Annotated in this window: 15 protein-coding genes; 2 read left to right on the top strand and 13 right to left on the bottom strand. The window is 32.6% G+C overall.

Annotated elements, in window-relative coordinates; all coding sequences use genetic code 11:
- Nucleotides 1-3: 3 nt before the first annotated feature.
- The 4 genes from NLG42_RS15785 to NLG42_RS15770 form a co-directional block, all read right to left on the bottom strand.
- On the bottom strand, nt 4-1,704 hold the full coding sequence (locus NLG42_RS15785; RefSeq protein ID WP_257681523.1) for a hypothetical protein: 1,701 nt from the start codon (nt 1,702-1,704) through the stop codon (nt 4-6).
- Nucleotides 1,705-1,772: 68 nt separating this feature from the next.
- Complete coding sequence (ilvD, locus tag NLG42_RS15780; protein ID WP_089059484.1) at nt 1,773-3,446, bottom strand: dihydroxy-acid dehydratase; 1,674 nt, start codon at nt 3,444-3,446, stop codon at nt 1,773-1,775.
- A gap of 269 nt (nt 3,447-3,715) precedes the next feature.
- Nucleotides 3,716-4,834, bottom strand: a complete 1,119-nt coding sequence (gene leuB / locus NLG42_RS15775) for a 3-isopropylmalate dehydrogenase (RefSeq protein ID WP_089059483.1) — start codon at nt 4,832-4,834, stop codon at nt 3,716-3,718.
- Between the two features lie 99 nt (nt 4,835-4,933).
- Nucleotides 4,934-6,109, bottom strand: coding sequence for a 2-isopropylmalate synthase (locus tag NLG42_RS15770; protein WP_089055993.1), 1,176 nt, complete (start codon nt 6,107-6,109; stop codon nt 4,934-4,936).
- 155 nt (nt 6,110-6,264) lie between these two features.
- Between NLG42_RS15770 and NLG42_RS15765 the strand changes: the two genes are divergently transcribed.
- Complete coding sequence (locus NLG42_RS15765; protein WP_257681522.1) at nt 6,265-7,809, top strand: hypothetical protein; 1,545 nt, start codon at nt 6,265-6,267, stop codon at nt 7,807-7,809.
- A 48-nt stretch (nt 7,810-7,857) separates the two neighbouring features.
- Here the strand turns inward: NLG42_RS15765 and NLG42_RS15760 are convergent, their stop codons facing one another.
- Nucleotides 7,858-8,064, bottom strand: coding sequence for a hypothetical protein (locus NLG42_RS15760; protein WP_089059480.1), 207 nt, complete (start codon nt 8,062-8,064; stop codon nt 7,858-7,860).
- Nucleotides 8,065-8,370: 306 nt separating this feature from the next.
- On the bottom strand, nt 8,371-10,026 hold the full coding sequence (locus NLG42_RS15755; protein ID WP_257681521.1) for a M1 family metallopeptidase: 1,656 nt from the start codon (nt 10,024-10,026) through the stop codon (nt 8,371-8,373).
- Between the two features lie 170 nt (nt 10,027-10,196).
- Here NLG42_RS15755 and NLG42_RS15750 point away from each other — a divergent pair, with 170 nt between their 5' ends.
- Complete coding sequence (locus NLG42_RS15750) at nt 10,197-10,895, top strand: carbohydrate-binding family 9-like protein (RefSeq protein ID WP_257681520.1); 699 nt, start codon at nt 10,197-10,199, stop codon at nt 10,893-10,895.
- Nucleotides 10,896-11,045: 150 nt separating this feature from the next.
- On the opposite strand, the gene hisIE is transcribed toward NLG42_RS15750, so the two are convergent.
- The 7 genes from hisIE to hisC form a co-directional block, all read right to left on the bottom strand.
- Nucleotides 11,046-11,642 (bottom strand): bifunctional phosphoribosyl-AMP cyclohydrolase/phosphoribosyl-ATP diphosphatase HisIE, encoded by a 597-nt coding sequence (hisIE, locus tag NLG42_RS15745; protein ID WP_089059477.1) that lies wholly within the window; start codon nt 11,640-11,642, stop codon nt 11,046-11,048.
- 28 nt (nt 11,643-11,670) lie between these two features.
- A complete protein-coding gene (locus NLG42_RS15740) occupies nt 11,671-12,216 on the bottom strand; it encodes an STM3941 family protein (RefSeq protein ID WP_089059476.1) in 546 nt (181 codons plus the stop codon).
- A 10-nt stretch (nt 12,217-12,226) separates the two neighbouring features.
- Nucleotides 12,227-12,982, bottom strand: a complete 756-nt coding sequence (gene hisF / locus NLG42_RS15735; RefSeq protein WP_257681519.1) for an imidazole glycerol phosphate synthase subunit HisF — start codon at nt 12,980-12,982, stop codon at nt 12,227-12,229.
- Between the two features lie 84 nt (nt 12,983-13,066).
- A complete protein-coding gene (gene hisA, locus NLG42_RS15730; protein WP_089059474.1) occupies nt 13,067-13,792 on the bottom strand; it encodes a 1-(5-phosphoribosyl)-5-[(5-phosphoribosylamino)methylideneamino]imidazole-4-carboxamide isomerase in 726 nt (241 codons plus the stop codon).
- 99 nt (nt 13,793-13,891) lie between these two features.
- Nucleotides 13,892-14,473 (bottom strand): imidazole glycerol phosphate synthase subunit HisH, encoded by a 582-nt coding sequence (gene hisH / locus NLG42_RS15725; protein WP_257681518.1) that lies wholly within the window; start codon nt 14,471-14,473, stop codon nt 13,892-13,894.
- Between the two features lie 87 nt (nt 14,474-14,560).
- A complete protein-coding gene (hisB, locus tag NLG42_RS15720) occupies nt 14,561-15,697 on the bottom strand; it encodes a bifunctional histidinol-phosphatase/imidazoleglycerol-phosphate dehydratase HisB (protein WP_089059472.1) in 1,137 nt (378 codons plus the stop codon).
- A gap of 261 nt (nt 15,698-15,958) precedes the next feature.
- Nucleotides 15,959-17,008, bottom strand: a complete 1,050-nt coding sequence (gene hisC, locus NLG42_RS15715) for a histidinol-phosphate transaminase (protein ID WP_257681517.1) — start codon at nt 17,006-17,008, stop codon at nt 15,959-15,961.
- Between the last annotated feature and the right edge of the window lie 42 nt (nt 17,009-17,050).

Raw genomic sequence — 17,050 nt, 5'->3', positions numbered from 1 at the left:
AAATTATTTTTTTAAGAATCTATTATTTTTCTGAGATTCAACTTGTTCTTTAGTATACTCCTTTTTTATAACCTCTTTTTTAGCTGGATCACTTATAAACATATAACGCTCCCCGATCATATTTCCATTAATATCAAAAGCAGTTTTACCATTCACAGAAGTCTTTTCTATAACTTCATTAAGAACTAACGTATTATCTTTTGTAAGCAAAGCGTATTCTCTTTGATTATCCTCGATTTTAAAGTTTTCCAGTTTTAACTTTCCGTCATTATCATAAAGATTAAAATTCAAAGTAAAATCTGCAGGTCTTTTATGCGCTAGAAAAAGAAACTTATCCTGAGTTTTATCCAGCTTTACAACAACATAACTAACATCTTGTAAAAAATCTGTTTTTAACTTACCATTGAAATCACAAAGGGCTCCTTTCTTTGAATTACTTGTTTGACAACCTGGACCTTTACATGGAGTGCTTATATTAAAAAAAGTATCTCTTGCATCATACATATAATCTTTATTAAAAACCATCGATGACGGCATTTCGTAATCGTATACTGTAACTAAATTATCTGGAAATGTTGCAATAAAAGCTGATTTTTGTAAATCATAAATCATTGATCCTCCATTATACATCTGAAGCACAAGCAAACGATCTTTATAAATCTTAATATCTTCTATTTCTAGTTTAGCATCAAAAAGTACTTTTCCATCGTAGTAGACATTCTTGCAATACTTTGATTCGTCATTACTTACAGTTTGGCTTACTTGTCGAATTATTTTCTTTGTTTTATAGAAAATAGTAACATATTTATTGCCTAATTCAGATATAGAAGAAATACCATTGGCTCCTACTGAAATAGGAAGAATATTCTTGAAATTTGAATAATCTATAACCTCAATTATATCATTCTTTTTTGCTAAGTAAGCAAAAGCATCCTTCTCTTCTTTAATTCGATAATACATTTTATCCATAGATGAAATTTCATCATAGCTGTTTGGTATTAACTGTTTGTTTTCTTTAAAATCAAATATTCCAAAGTGCTTACCATCTATACTTGATCTCACACGATTGTCTTTTACATACACATCATAATCATATTTAAAGACTCTCTCCAATCCATGTTTAAATGGCTGTTTCAGCAAAGATTTACCTAATGTATCCAAAACTGTAAAATCTGTATCAGTATATGCTAGTGCTTGTCCAGCCTTGTTGAAATTTCCAATACGCTTATACTGAGCCGGAACTATTATTTCGCCGCATGAATTAATTATACCAACCTTATCAGTACTGTCAAAAAAGCTATAAAACTCAAAAGGCTGATTCCATGACCCATTTGTAAAATTGAAATTGGTTTTAGTTCCAACTTCTGGATTTTTAGCATCATGTATTTCAACATCCATACCTTCAAAAATCATGTAACCACCACCATCATTACCGCTTCCTTTAACTTTTGATGTGAAAAATTTCCCGCAGTTTAATCCGCTGAGAAATCCAGTTTTATTATTCTTCTTAAAAGAATAAACAATATCTCCGTCAGCATTTGCAATTTTAATGTTTTCGGAATTATTCTTATCTTCTAAAAGAATGAAACCACTTTTTTTAACTTTTAAATTATACTCTTTTTTTAGATTCTCAATTTTTGCATTTTGTGAGAATGAAATTAAGGGCAATAGAAACAACAATGATTTATAAATTGTTTTTACCATTTTATTCAATACGTAGGTTTTATATTAGGTTTTGAGTTTTGTTATTTTACGTTTATCTTGATAATAAATTAATTATCGGTAACACATCCTGTAGAAGCACTTGAAACAGATCTTGCATATTTAAGCAAAACTCCTTTTGTAACTTTTAACGGTGGCTGAACCCAAGCCGCTTTACGAGCTGCAAATTCTTCATCAGATATTTTCAAGTCAATCGTATTCTTAACAGCATCAATAGCAATCAAATCACCATCTTTCACTAAAGCAATACCACCGCCATCAAAAGCTTCTGGTGTTACGTGTCCTACTACGAATCCATGTGAACCTCCAGAAAACCTGCCGTCTGTAATAAGAGCACAGCTGCTTCCTAATCCAGCTCCAATAATCGCCGATGTTGGTTTTAACATTTCAGGCATTCCCGGACCTCCTTTTGGTCCGCAATATCTAATAACAACAACATTGCCTGGTTTAATTTTTCCAGCCTGTAAACCAGGAATTACTTCAAACTCTCCTTCAAAAACAACAGCCGGACCTTCGAAATACTCTCCTTCTTTTCCACTGATTTTTGCAACTGCACCTTCTGAAGCTAGATTTCCGTATAAAACCTGAATATTTCCAGTTGGTTTTAATGCTTTTTGTATTTCATGAATTACTTCTTGTCCGTCTTGTAAATCTGGTGTAGAAGCTAAATTTTCGGCTACTGTTTTACCTGTTACCGTTAAGCAGTCACCATGAATTAATCCTGCTTTCAATAAATATTTCATTACAGAAGGAATACCTCCTACAGCGTGAATATCTTCCATCATGTATTTACCGCTTGGCTTCATATCTGCAAGTACAGGAGTTCTGTCGTTAATTGCTTGGAAATCATCCAAAGTAATTTTAACATCAACTGCATGCGCCATTGCAATTAAGTGCATAACCGCATTTGTTGAACCTCCTAAAACAGCTACAATTGTAATAGCATTTTCAAAAGCCTTACGAGTCATAATGTCTCTTGGCTTAATATCTTTTTCTAATAAAATTTTAATAGCTTCTCCCGCTGCAAGACATTCATCTCTTTTCTCCTGACTTAAAGCAGGATTTGAAGAACTGTACGGCAAACTCATTCCTAATGCTTCAATTGCCGAAGACATTGTGTTTGCAGTATACATTCCACCGCAAGCACCAGCACCTGGACAAGCATTTTGAATAACACCTTTAAAATCTTCTGGAGTAATTTCGCCTTTCACTTTTTTTCCTAAAGCTTCAAAAGCAGAAACGATATTTAAAGATTCACCTTTCCATTTCCCAGAGTGAATAGAACCTCCGTAAATCATCATTGACGGACGGTTTAATCTTCCCATTGCAATTAAAGCTCCAGGCATATTTTTATCACAGCCAGGAATTGCAATTATACTATCGTACCATTGTGCTCCCGCAACTGTTTCAATCGAATCTGCAATTACATCACGAGATACCAGTGAATAACGCATTCCTTCAGTACCGTTAGAAATTCCGTCACTTACACCAATGGTATTAAAAATAAGCCCGACCAGATTTGCATCCCAAACACCTTTTTTAACATCTTTTGCTAAATCATTCAAGTGCATATTGCAAGTGTTACCATCGTAACCCATACTTACAATACCAACTTGTGCTTTCTTCAAATCTTCTTCAGTTAAACCAATACCGTACAACATTGCTTGAGCCGCAGGTTGTGTTTGATCTTGAGTGATGGTCTTGCTGTACTTATTTAATTCCATTATTGTAATATTTATTTTAATTTTTGTTCAAAAAAAAACCTTCCAAATAGTTGGAAGGTTTGTAATATAGTTTTTCAATTATATTTATACCATTCCCGCTGCAGATGTGTGAATCACATTGACAACAAAGACAGAAGTAATAATAATTGAGATTTGCATCTATTTCTTTTTTAGTTCGACAAAAGTATGAAAACTTATAGGACTAAAAAAATAAAATCTCAACATTTCACATACTTCTTGTTATTTATTTCATTATTTTAATAAAATACCTAAACAATTGTTGATTGTCCGATATGAACGTTGTCATTATTAAAATATAACAAGTCATCCTTGCTGAAAATAAAATTTGAAACAAACTCCCCTACTTCATTCGTACCGAATTTTGAATCTGGTTTTAAATCAACCGTTACAACTTTAAACTCAATTGCTTTTTCAACAGCTTGGTAAATCACATTAGCTTCTTTAAATAAACCAAAGTGTTCTAAAAGCATTGCAGCCGATAAAATCGACGCAATTGGATTGGCAATATTTTTTCCTTTTGCTTGAGGATAAGAACCGTGAATTGGCTCGAAAAGCGCATTTTTTTCTCCTAAAGAAGCTGATGCCAACAAACCTATTGAACCTGTAATAACACTTGCTTCATCTGATAATATATCTCCAAATAAATTCTCTGTTAAAATCACATCAAATTGTTTTGGATTCAAAATCAACTGCATGGCAGCATTATCAACAAATAAAAAGTCTAGAGCAACATCTGGATAATTCGCGCTCACTTTCTGAACTACTTTTCTCCATAATCTTGAGGTTTCTAGAACGTTAGCTTTATCTACCATTGTTAGCTTCTTACGTCGGTTTTGTGCCGATTTAAAAGCTAAATGTGCAATTCTGGTAATTTCTTCTTCTGAATATTCACATAAATCTGAAGCGTGTGTTCCTTCGTCATTTAGTGTTTTTGCTCCAAAATAAGCTCCGCCAGTTAATTCTCTGAAAATAGTAAAATCTGCACCTTCAATAATCTCTCTCTTTAAAGGAGATGCATCAATTAATGATTTATAAGGTTTTATTGGACGAATATTCGCAAACAAACCAAGTTCTTTACGAAGCTTCAATAATCCCTGCTCTGGACGAACTTTCGCATTTGGATTATTATCATATTTAGGATCTCCAATTGCACCAAATAAAACTGCATCTGTATTCAAACAAAGATTTAAAGTCTGCTCTGGGAGTGGATTTCCTGTTTTGTCAATTGCAATTGCACCCATAAGTGCTTCTTCAAAAACAAATTCATGATTGTACACCTCGCCAATTGCATATAATGCTTTTTTGGCCTGTAAAATTACTTCCGGTCCAATTCCGTCTCCTGGTAAAACTGCTATTTTCAAATTCATAATGCCTCGTTCTTTATGTATTTAAATCTTTATTTTTTTCTCTTTCTTCTATTCTCTTTCTTCTATTCTCTTTCTTCTATTCTCTTCCTTCTTTGCTGTCTAACTTCTAATTAAATCTCCCTCAATTTTAGAAGCTTCAATAATCTGATGAATATCAGCATCCAAAACTTCTTTTTTAATGTCAGCAAACTTCAAAAATTCAATGTAAACTATATCCAATTGTACTTTTGTAAGCTCGTAACCTACTTTTTTAGCACGATAAGCCAAAGCAGCTCTTCCGCTTCTAGCTGTTAAAATAATTGACGATTCGTTTACACCAACATCAAGCGGATCCATGATTTCATAAGTCGCTCTGTTTTTGATAACGCCATCTTGATGAATTCCTGAACTGTGTGCAAAAGCATTTGCTCCAACAATAGCTTTGTTTGGCTGCACGATCATTCCCATACTTTCAGAAACTAAACGACTCATTTCGTTTAATTCTCTTGTATTGATATTAGTATCTAGGTTTAAGTAAGGATGTTGTTTAAAGATCATTACCACTTCTTCAAGTGCTGTATTTCCTGCTCTTTCACCAATACCATTTATAGTACATTCTATTTGTCTTGCTCCATTTATTGCTCCTGCAATTGAGTTTGCAGTTGCCATTCCTAAATCATTATGACAGTGACATGAAAGGATTACGTTTTCGATTCCTTTTACGTTTTCTTTCAAATATTTAATTTTTGCACCATATTCTTCAGGCAGACAATATCCAGTTGTATCCGGAATATTTAAAACTGTCGCACCAGATTTAATTACTTCTTCGCAAACTTTTGCCAAGAATGCATTATCTGTTCTTCCAGCGTCTTCTGCATAGAATTCTACATCTTCTACATATGTTTTTGCGTGAGCTACAGCATATTTTGCTCTTGCAATGATATCTTCTGGTGTAGTATTTAATTTGTGGAGTATATGAGATTCAGATGTTCCGATTCCTGTGTGGATTCTAGGTCTTTTAGCATGCTTTAAAGCAGCTGCAGCAACATCAATGTCGTTTTTTACGGCTCTTGTAAGTCCGCAGACGGTTGCATTTTCAACAATTTTACAAATCTCAGAGACCGATAAAAAATCGCCCGGACTTGACACAGGAAAACCTGCCTCGATGATATCAACTCCCATTTTGTCTAATCGTTCTGCGATAACTAACTTTTGCTTAGTATCTAACTTACATCCTGGAACTTGTTCACCATCTCGCAAAGTGGTGTCAAAAATTTGAACTTTCTCTCTATTCATATTCATTTATTTAATGTAATTTCACATCTTGATAACAAATATATATTGTACTTCTTCAGCACGAAATTCATTTTAATGAAATTATACTGTATATAACGCAATTTATAACGAGTTAAATCACTAATAATCAATAAGTTATTATATTATTTTTTACAATGGCTAACCATCAAAAAGATTTCTTATTTGTTCTTATAAAATCACTTTCTAAATCTGAAAAAAGGCAGTTTAAAATTTTTGCAAGTCGATTGGAAACAAGTTCGAATACTAAATTCATTGAATTATTCAATATCTTGGATAAATCTGAAACCTACGATGAAAAACTTATTTTGAAGAGCGGAAGCATCAAAAAAGTGCAGCTGTCTAACTTAAAATCATACTTATACAAACAAATTTTGGTTAGCATTCGTTTGAATATTCCCAGCCAAAACATTCGTTATCAACTTCGTGAACAAATAGATTTTGCCGTTATACTTTATAATAAAGGGTTATATAAACAAAGTTTAAAGATTCTTGACAAGACCAAACAACAAGCTTTAGAAAATGACGAAAAATACATGGCGTATGAAATCGTTGAATTCGAAAAACTTATTGAGTCGCAATACATCACACGAAGTATTCAGGGGCGCGCCGACGAATTGGTTGTACAGGCAAAAGAATTAAACTATCGAAATACAATTTCCAGCAAATTATCGAATCTTTCTCTTCAGTTATACGGAATCATGCTTAAAACAGGATACGTAAAAAGTGATGAAGAATACAAATATATTGATGATTACTTTCATAAACATATTGCCAAACTTGATGAAAGCCAATTTGGTTTTCGTGAAAAATATTGGTTCTATAACGCCAATCTTTGGCGAAGTTTTCTAGTACAGGACTTCTTAGCGAGTTATAAGTTTGCTTATAAATGGGTTAAACTTTTCTACGATAATCCAAGTATGATTTACCTGAATCCTGTATTTTTCTTAAAAGGAAATCATTATTTTCTAGAATCGCTTTATATGTTGAAATATACTTCGAATTTTAAAAAGTATCTTTCGCTGCTAGAAGAAACTATTGAAGATCCAAAATTTCCTGTAAACGATAATATTGCGTCACTTTCGTTTTTGTACGTATACAACAACAAACTAAATTTACATATTCTAGAAGGTACTTTTGCCGAAAGTGAATATTTAATTCCTGAAATTTTAGAAAAAATAAAACTGCACAGTGAACATCTTGATGAACATCACGAAATGTTGTTCTTCTATAAAATCGCTTCTATTTATTTTGGAAATGAAAAATACAATGAATGCATCAATTATTTAGATAAAATCATCAACAACAAAAATCTATCGATGCGCGAAGATTTAATGTGTTTTGCAAGACTATTGTCCTTAATTGCACATTACGAACTGGGAAAAGATTATTACTTAGAAAATCATCTTAAAAACACTTATAAGTTCCTAATCAAAATGAATGACTTGCACGAAGTTCAAAAGGAAATTATTAAGTTCTTAAGAAACCTGAATAATTTCTATCCAGCGGATATAAAAAAGGAATTCAAAAAAATGCACGCACGTTTTGTTGAACTTGAAAAAAACACTTACGAAAAAAGAGCCTTTTTATATCTTGATATAATTTCGTGGCTTGAAAGCAAAATCGAAAATCGTAAGATTGCTGATATTATAAAAGAAAAAGCGAAATTAAATAGTCGCTAAAACAAAAAGGCTTCCAGTATTTGGAAGCCTTTTCATTGTTTAAATCATCTATCTGCAATAACAGCATGTAGAAGTTCCTGTAAGGCAAACATCTCCTTTACCTGGTGTGTTCGATAAAACTCCACCGGCTTCTCCGCACAATCTGTCGCATAAGCCAATTGTTGGATTTACATATGGAAGTACACCTCCCATTATAAATTTCTGTGCATTTTTAGTCAAAATCTCAATGTTTTTTAGGTTTTTTAAATTTTTCATAATTGCATGATTTGTTTGTTTTTCTTACTCTATTAGCTTTTCAGATTACGCTTTAAACTTGATTGAATTAACTGATTTTAATTCAACCGATTGCCGTCTAAGTTAAAAATAAAAAGGTAATATTCGTACAAAAAATAAAAAAAATAATATCATAACAGATTCAATTTAAAAAAGTTACTAACAAAAACAGAAGAATATTTTTGATTTATCAAGAAAAACAAAACCGTTATTTAAACAAAAAACCCGACAAGTTATTATAACCTATCGGGCTCACAAAACTTCGCATTGAAATTTTTATTTTGAATTTTATTCTATAATATTAGAACTCGTCACATAAAAATCTTTATCCACTTCAATAGTTCTATTCTCATTCGTTGTTTTTTCTGATTTCCATTCAGTTGTAGGCTTCAACCAGGTTTCAACACCGTTTAATTTCACTCTTACCGGCATATCAAAATTAGCTACACAATTTGTCCAGTGATATCCGAAAGTTCCATTTTTAAACATATATTCAAAAACTGGGATTTGAGTTGTTGTTAGATATTGTGCATAAACTCTGTTGAAATTAATCCCCGACTGTTCATTGATATAATCCTGAATTTGCTTACCTGTAACCGTTTGATGATAAAAAGTTTTATTCATACCTCTTAAAATCGATTTCCATTTTGCATCATCATTAATAACCTGACGAATCATATGCAGCATATTTGCTCCTTTTGGATACATATCACCTGAACCTTCATTATTCACATCATAATGCCCAATAATAGGTTTATCATTTTCAATGTTTCTTCTGCATCCAATTACATACTCAGCGGCCGCATCTTTTCCATAATAATACTCAATAAACAAACTTTCAGAATAGTTGGTAAAACTCTCGTGTACCCACATATCAGCAATATCTTTATAAGTAATATTATTTGCAAACCACTCATGTCCTGATTCATGTATAATAATAAAATCAAACTTTAAGCCCCAGCCAGTACCGCTTAAATCTTTTCCTTTATATCCCATTTTATAATCATTCCCATAAGTTACACTGCTTTGATGCTCCATTCCTAAATAAGGAACTTCAACCAATTTGTAACTATCTTCATAAAACGGATATGGACCAAACCAGTTTTCAAAAGCTTTCAACATTCTCGGAGCGTCTTTAAAATGCTCTTTAGCAATAGCCAGATTATCTCTTAAAACATAATAACTGCAATCTAAATCTCCCTTTTCTCCTTTAAATTTCTCAGAAAAATTCACATAATCCGCAACATTTATATTTACACCATAATTGTTAATAGGATTTGAAACATACCAGTTAAAAGTTTTAGTTCCATCTTTTTCTTTCTTAACACTTTGCAGTCTTCCGTTAGAAACATCTGTCAAATCTCCTGGAACATTTACACTAATTAGCATATTCTCTACTTCATCATACATATGATCTTTATTTGGCCACCAAACACTTGCGCCCAATCCTTGACAAGATGAAGCAATAAAATCTTTTCCATTTTTATCTTTTTTCCAGCTGATTCCACCATCCCAAGGAGCATTAACTGCTTCTCTAGGTTTTCCGCCAAATGAAATCACAACTTCTTTAACCTCTCCAATCTTTTGTTTTTCAATTAAATCAATAAAAAAAGCATTTCCATCGCGTTTAAATTTCAAATCTTTTCCGCCTTGCGTAACTTTATAAATCTGCATTGGTTCCTGCAAATCAATCTGCATTTTATTGTATTCTGATAATACAGTATAACGAATAGTGTTTGAACCAGTAATTGTTTTTTCCTTTGGATTTATTTTCACATCCAAATGATAGTATTTTAAATCCCACCAAGCTCTTTCTTTTGTAATACTTCCGCGTAAAGTATCCTGATGTGTAAAAACCGTTTCAGACTTCTTCAAAAGTCCTTGCGCATTGGCAGTAAAACCAATTAAAAAGGCGATAAAAACGCCGCTAAAGATTTTTTTCATTATTTATAATTTTATGACAAATAAGGCAATTAAACCCGTTTAATCTTCAACAAATGTAAACATTCAAATCAATTTTTTTCTTTATTTTATAATTTCTATTAATCCTATTTAGTGTTAAAATTCATTATTCTTATTTACTTTAGCCATTTCGTTTTTTTCACAACACCTTTATGAAATTTATCAAGATTGTTTTTCTCTTTTTCCTGATGTGCTCGATAACAAGTCATTCGCAGACTATTCCGATTTATAAAACGAATCAAAAATTAACTGTAGACGGAGACTTATCAGATTGGAAAACACCATTCACAGGTCCTTTTGTAATTCATAATTCTGCTGAAAAAGCAAGTCAAAACACAATGGTTTCCTTTGCATGGAATGATGAAAATCTTTATATCGCTTTTCGTTCCTTAGATTCCAAAATAACTGGTTCAAAACAGAAGAAAGATTTTCCAATTTTTAAAACAGATGACTTAGTCGAAATTTTTATCGATCCAGATGGTAATGGACAAAATTATGTAGAAATTGGCGTAAATGCTTTTTCAACCAATTATGACATGCTTTTAAAATGTATTTCTGCCGAATGCGGCGGATGGAAAACATATATGGATTTTGATATTGAGGGATTAGAAACCATAAGTAAAACAACAACCGAAGGCTATTGCACCGAAATAAAAATACCTTTTTCAAGTCTAGAAAAAATTGAAAATGGTAATTTCAAAAAACCTGAAATCGGATCTAAATGGAGAGGAAATGCTTTTAGAATTGATTATGGCAGCAATACTGAATACCTTGCATTACAGCCTTATAAAAGCTTAAAATTTGGCTTTCATCAGCCAAGAGAATTTGCTGTTTTTGAGTTTGTGGAATGAGACTTCGTTGATCTTTAATTAAGCATAATTGTTAGTTTGTCATTTCGACCGAAGGGAGAAATCACACAAGAAACTCTGCAAAGCATATCTAATCTTTGTCTACATTCGAGTGTGATTTCTCCCTTCGGTCGAAATGACAAAAATCAAATCTTACTTCTGACGTTTCTTTAAAACCTCAATAACATCATTCAGCTGAAAACCTTTAGCCTGTAATAAAATTAGATAATGAAAAAGTAAATCAGCGCTTTCGCTGAGGAACAAATCGTCGTTATCATCTTTGGCCTCAATAACCACTTCCACAGCTTCCTCTCCTACTTTTTGAGCAATTTTATTGATTCCTTTTTCAAACAACGAAGCAACATAACTTTTCTCTGAATCGGCATTCTCTCTACGAGTTTTTATTGTGTTCTCTAACTGAGAAATAAATCCGTAATTAGCATTGTTTGGTTCTTGCCAGCAAGTATCTGCTCCTGTGTGGCAAGTTGGCCCAACTGGTTTTGCCTGAATTAAAAGTGTGTCTCCGTCGCAATCATTTTTAATACTTACCAAATTCAAAAAGTTACCGCTCTCTTCACCTTTTGTCCAAAGTCTTTGTTTTGAACGGCTGAAAAATGTTACTTTTTGAGTTTCTATTGTTTTTTGAAGCGATTCTTCATTCATATAACCCAGCATCAAAACATTTTTTGTTTCTGAATCCTGAATTATCGCCGGAATTAATCCGTGTGCGCTTTTGATATCTATATTCATATTATTTTAGATTTGATCCCGATGGCTATCAGGATAGATTTTTGGAATTTAAATATTCTGTATGTTTCTCGGTTAAGATGTTACCCAATTCCTCTAAATTAGTTTTAAGAGAATTTGGAGAAATAGCAATTGGTGAGCCTGACATTTTAAAATTTGCTCTCATCATTCTTCTTTTGTAAAATGATGTTTGTTTATCAATATATTCCTCTGGATTTTTCACGATTAAAGCAATTGATTTTTGATTAAAATCGACTCTTTCAATAATATCGTCAATATCTTTCCAAGGAATTCTTCCTATTGATAAAGCACTTGAATTATCAATAATTCCTTTAGTATCAATTATAATTCCTGGCTTTTTATCTCCCATTTTCTTTATTGAAAAAAATAACGACATCCCCCCAAATAAAATACCTAGAACTGAAACCGTATTCATAATATAGGGATTACCAAAAATAAAATGATTCGATTTTGGTTGATAAATTAATATCCAAAGACTCGCGCCTAAAAACAGAACTGAAAAGAAAACTAGTTTGACTAATTTTGCTTTACTTAATTGTATTTCAATATTACTCATGTTTTTCAAACTAGATTCTGACTTCTATATTGTTATTTTTTAATTCTTGTTTTAACGCTTTGATTTCGATCTCTTTGAAATGAAAAACACTTGCGGCTAATGCAGCATCAGCTTTTCCGACTTTGAAAGAATCTACAAAATGCTGTATATTTCCTGCTCCGCCAGAAGCAATAATTGGAATGTTTACTAATTCTGAAAGTTTAGCCAAAGCTTCGTTTGCAAAACCATTTTTCGTTCCATCATTATCCATTGATGTGAATAAAATTTCTCCTGCGCCGCGTTCTGCAACTTCAACAGCCCAGTCAAATAAATTTAATTCAGTGGGTACTTTTCCGCCAACTAAATGTACAATCCATTGTCCATCAATTTGTTTAGCGTCGATAGCTACTACAACGCATTGGCTTCCAAATTTTTGAGCCAAATCATTAATCAATTGCGGTTTTTTTACTGCCGATGAATTGATCGAAACTTTATCAGCTCCGTTATTCAAAAGAATCTCAACATCTTCAACAGACGAAATTCCACCGCCGACAGTAAACGGAATATTAATTTTTTCCGCTACACTTCGCACCATATTCACCAGCGTTTTACGTCGTTCTTCGGTTGCTGAAATATCCAAAAAAACCAATTCATCAGCACCTTCAGCCGAGTAAATTTCTGCTAATTCTACTGGATCTCCAGCATCGCGCAAGTCAACGAAATTAACACCTTTTACAGTTCTTCCGTTTTTTATATCTAAACAAGGTATAATTCTTTTTGCTAACATTTATCTAATGTGTTAATTAGAAAATTAGTCAATTAGATAATTAATTTACAGTCCGCAAAATAATTATCTAATTATCAAATTTTCTCATTTTCTAATTATAAAATCCTCCAACTGTTTCAAAGTGATTCTTCCTTCGTAAATCGCTTTTCCAATTATGGTTCCTTCACAACCTAATTCCGCTAATTGAGGTAATTCATCAAAAGTTGAAATTCCGCCGGAAGCTATTAATTTTATGCCTTTCGCTTCCGCTAAAATTTTACTGTATAATTCAAAACTCGGACCTTGAAGCATTCCGTCTTTTGCAATATCAGTACAAATAACGTATTGAATTCCTTTCGTTTGATAATCTTGTATAAACGGAATCAAATCTTCGTTTGATTCTTCTAACCATCCTGAAACTGCAATTTTTTCATCTTTTGCATCGGCACCTAAAATGATTTTATCTGAACCGTATTCAGAAATCCATTTTTCAAAAATTGTTCTGTTTTTTACTGCAATACTTCCGCCGGTAATTTGGTTTGCACCGCTTTCAAAAGCAACTCGCAAATCATCATCTGATTTTAACCCGCCTCCAAAATCAATTTTTAAACTCGTTTGTGATGCAATTTGTTCCAAAATTTTATAATTGACAATTTTGCTCGATTTTGCACCGTCAAGATCTACTAAATGCAAATATTCAATTCCGTGCGCCTCAAATGATTTTGCTACTTCAAGCGGGTTTTCATTGTAAATTATCTTCGTATCATAATCACCTTTGGACAAACGAACGCATTTTCCTTCAATGATATCTATGGCTGGTATTATTCTCATTTTATTTTAGTCTTAAAGTTTGAAAGTCGAAAGTCATAAAGCCTTCTCTGATTTTCAAAATTGATATTTTGATTGATTTTTGATATTGAAATTGGAATTTTACATTCTTAAAAAATTCCCCAAAATCTTTTCCCCGACATCACCGCTTTTCTCTGGATGAAACTGAGTTCCGTAAAAATTATCTTTTTGCAATGCCGATGCGTATTCAAGATCATAATTTGTCGTAGCAATAGACTCCGTGCAATTTGGCGCATAAAAACTATGAACCAAATACATAAATTCATTTTCAGAAATACCTGTAAACAAATCAGATTTTAAATCATAAATCTGATTCCACCCCATTTGAGGCACTTTTACTTTATTTGAAAATTTTACGACATCTACATCAAAAATTTCTAATCCTTTCGTATTTCCTTCTTCAGTTGAATTGCACATTAACTGCATTCCGAGACAAATTCCTAAAACGGGCTGTTTCAAACTCGGAATTAAACTATCTAAACCACTTTCACGAAGTTTAAACATCGCAGAACTCGCCTCGCCTACACCCGGAAAAATCACTTTGTCGGCTGACGAAATTTCATTCGGATCATCACTCAAAACAGCTTTAAAACCCAATCTTTCAATAGCAAACATAATGCTTTGAATATTTCCTGCTCCGTAATTTATAATTACTATTTTCATTTAATTGTTGTTTGTTTTGTTTCAGGTTTCACGTTTCAAGTTACTCAACCAAACGTGAAACCTGAAACTTTAAACTTGAAACAAATTTTAAAGCATTCCTTTCGTCGAAGGTAAAATCATTTTTTCAGTATCTCTTTTTACGGCTACTTTTATTGCTTTTGCAAAAGCTTTAAAGATTGCCTCAATTTTATGATGCTCATTAATTCCTTCCGCTTTAATATTTAAATTCGCTTTTGCGCCGTCGGTAAACGATTTAAAGAAATGATAAAACATTTCAGTCGGCATTTTGCCTACCATTTCACGTTTAAATTCCGTTTCCCAAATCAGCCAGTTTCTTCCGCCAAAATCAATTGCAGCTTGTGCTAAACAATCATCCATCGGCAGACAAAATCCATAACGTTCGATTCCTAATTTGTTTCCTAGCGCTTTTGCAAAAACTTCACCAAGTGCAATTGCCGTATCTTCGATTGTGTGGTGTTCATCGACCTCTAAATCGCCTTTTACAGTAATTTCCAAATCCATTTGACCATGACGAGAGATTTGATCTAACATATGATCAAAAAAAGCAATTCCTGTATCGATTTTACTTTTTCCAGTTCCGTCAAGATTTAAATTGATATAAATATCCGTTTCGTTGGTTTTACGAGTAATTGATGCTGAACGCGCTTCTAGTTTTAAAAACTCATAGATTTTTTTCCAATCCATTGTTTGCAAAACTATTGTTTCGTTTAGCTCTTCACGTTTTGATGAAATTTCATTGCTTCCTGCTCCATCAGTATCATTCATGAAAATCGCTTTTGCACCAAGGTTTTTTGCTAATTCAACATCTGTTAAACGATCACCTAAAACAAATGAGTTCTCTAAATCATATTCAGGATTATTCAAATATTTCGTCAACATTCCTGTTCTTGGCTTACGTGTTGGCGCATTTTCTTCTGGAAAAGATCTGTCAACAAAAATCTCATCAAATAAAACACCTTCATTTTCAAAAGCTCTCAAAATAAAATTCTGTGTCGGCCAAAACGTATCTTCAGGAAAACTGTCCGTTCCTAAACCATCCTGATTGGTTACCATTGCCAATTCGTAATCTAATTCACCTGCAATTTTTGCTAAATACTGAAAAGCTTTTGGATAAAATTCTAGTTTATCTAAGCTGTCCAATTGTAAATTTTCAGGTTCTAAAACGATCGTTCCATCACGATCGATAAAAAGTACTTTTTTCATAGTTTATATTTTCTGCCACAGATTGCACAGATTAAAATGATTTTTTCGTTTGCGTTTATTCTTTTGCTGCGAATCTACATTACCTGTTCGCTATCATTCGAGTCACTAATTAATACTAATTTTTTTCACGCTGATTTTAAAAGATTTAAGCAAATGCACGCTGATTATTTTTAGATTCAAAAATCAAAAACAAATCTGCTTTAATCTGCCAAATCCGCGTAAAAAAATCATTTTAATCTGTGAAATCTGTGGCTAATAATTTTAGCTTAATAACTTTAATTCTTTAATTAAAACAGCATTTTCTTCTTCTGTTCCAATTGTAAAACGAAGACAGTTTTCGCATAAAGGCTGCGTTGTTCTGTTTCGAATTACAATTCCTTTTTTAATTAACTGATCGTATCTTTTATTTGCGTCATCTACTTTTACCAAGACAAAATTAGCTTCTGTTGGATACACTTTTTCTACAAAACCTACTTCAAGTAAAACCTTAAGTAATTCCTCTCTTTGTTTTACAATAGAAGCTATTTCTTGTTTAATTTTTTCAGCATCTTTTAAACGTTCTTTAGCTCTTTGCTGCGTTAATTCATTTACATTATATGGCGGTTTAATCTTGTTTAAAACCGAAATAACAGCTTCAGATCCATAGCAGATTCCTAATCGAATTCCTGCCAGACCATAGGCTTTTGAAAGCGTTTGTGTAATAACCAAATTTGGATATTCATCAATTTCTGCAAGCCAGCTTTCTTTATCAGAAAAGTCAATATAAGCTTCATCAATAACAACCAATCCATTAAAATTCTGCAGCAGTTTTACAACACTTTCATCTGAAAATGAATTTCCAGTTGGATTGTTTGGCGAACATAAAAAGATAATTTTTGTACTCTCGTCAACTGCTTCTAAAATCTTTTCAACCTGCGGCTGGAAATCGTTAGAAAGTAAAATCTCTCTGTTTTCTACAGCGTTGATATTTGCCAAAACACCATACATTCCGTAAGTTGGCGGCAGCGAAATAATATTATCTTTCTTAGGTTCACAGAAAGCTCTAAAAAGCAAATCTAAAACTTCATCACTTCCATTTCCTAACAAAATCTGACTTTGCTTTACGTTATTATTTTTAGCTAAAATTGCTTTAACTGAACTTTGCTGCGGATCTGGATAACGGTTTACACCATTTTGAAACGGATTTTCATTGGCATCCAGAAAAATCATTTCAGCAGTATCAAAATCCTCAAACTCATCCCTGGCAGAAGAATAAGGCTTTAAAGATTTTACGTTTTCACGCGTAATTGTATTTATATCAAAAGTGCTCATTGTTTTGTTTTTTTAAGAAGCTAGAACCAAGATGAAAAACTT

The organism is Flavobacterium plurextorum, from assembly GCF_024638035.1.
Lineage (GTDB): Bacteria > Bacteroidota > Bacteroidia > Flavobacteriales > Flavobacteriaceae > Flavobacterium > Flavobacterium plurextorum.
The sequence above is the reverse complement of the archived record's forward strand: the minus strand, read 5'-3'. Positions and strand labels throughout refer to the sequence as shown.

Excerpts from the sequence above, each read along its gene's own strand:
- NLG42_RS15785 (WP_257681523.1), bottom strand. The coding sequence starts at position 1,704 with ATGGTAAAAACAATTTATAAATCATTGTTGTTTCTATTGCCCTTAATT.
- ilvD (WP_089059484.1), bottom strand. The coding sequence starts at position 3,446 with ATGGAATTAAATAAGTACAGCAAGACCATCACTCAAGATCAAACACAA.
- leuB (WP_089059483.1), bottom strand. The coding sequence starts at position 4,834 with ATGAATTTGAAAATAGCAGTTTTACCAGGAGACGGAATTGGACCGGAA.
- NLG42_RS15770 (WP_089055993.1), bottom strand. The coding sequence starts at position 6,109 with ATGAATAGAGAGAAAGTTCAAATTTTTGACACCACTTTGCGAGATGGT.
- NLG42_RS15765 (WP_257681522.1), top strand. The coding sequence starts at position 6,265 with ATGGCTAACCATCAAAAAGATTTCTTATTTGTTCTTATAAAATCACTT.
- NLG42_RS15760 (WP_089059480.1), bottom strand. The coding sequence starts at position 8,064 with ATGAAAAATTTAAAAAACCTAAAAAACATTGAGATTTTGACTAAAAAT.
- NLG42_RS15755 (WP_257681521.1), bottom strand. The coding sequence starts at position 10,026 with ATGAAAAAAATCTTTAGCGGCGTTTTTATCGCCTTTTTAATTGGTTTT.
- NLG42_RS15750 (WP_257681520.1), top strand. The coding sequence starts at position 10,197 with ATGAAATTTATCAAGATTGTTTTTCTCTTTTTCCTGATGTGCTCGATA.
- hisIE (WP_089059477.1), bottom strand. The coding sequence starts at position 11,642 with ATGAATATAGATATCAAAAGCGCACACGGATTAATTCCGGCGATAATT.
- NLG42_RS15740 (WP_089059476.1), bottom strand. The coding sequence starts at position 12,216 with ATGAGTAATATTGAAATACAATTAAGTAAAGCAAAATTAGTCAAACTA.
- hisF (WP_257681519.1), bottom strand. The coding sequence starts at position 12,982 with ATGTTAGCAAAAAGAATTATACCTTGTTTAGATATAAAAAACGGAAGA.
- hisA (WP_089059474.1), bottom strand. The coding sequence starts at position 13,792 with ATGAGAATAATACCAGCCATAGATATCATTGAAGGAAAATGCGTTCGT.
- hisH (WP_257681518.1), bottom strand. The coding sequence starts at position 14,473 with ATGAAAATAGTAATTATAAATTACGGAGCAGGAAATATTCAAAGCATT.
- hisB (WP_089059472.1), bottom strand. The coding sequence starts at position 15,697 with ATGAAAAAAGTACTTTTTATCGATCGTGATGGAACGATCGTTTTAGAA.
- hisC (WP_257681517.1), bottom strand. The coding sequence starts at position 17,008 with ATGAGCACTTTTGATATAAATACAATTACGCGTGAAAACGTAAAATCT.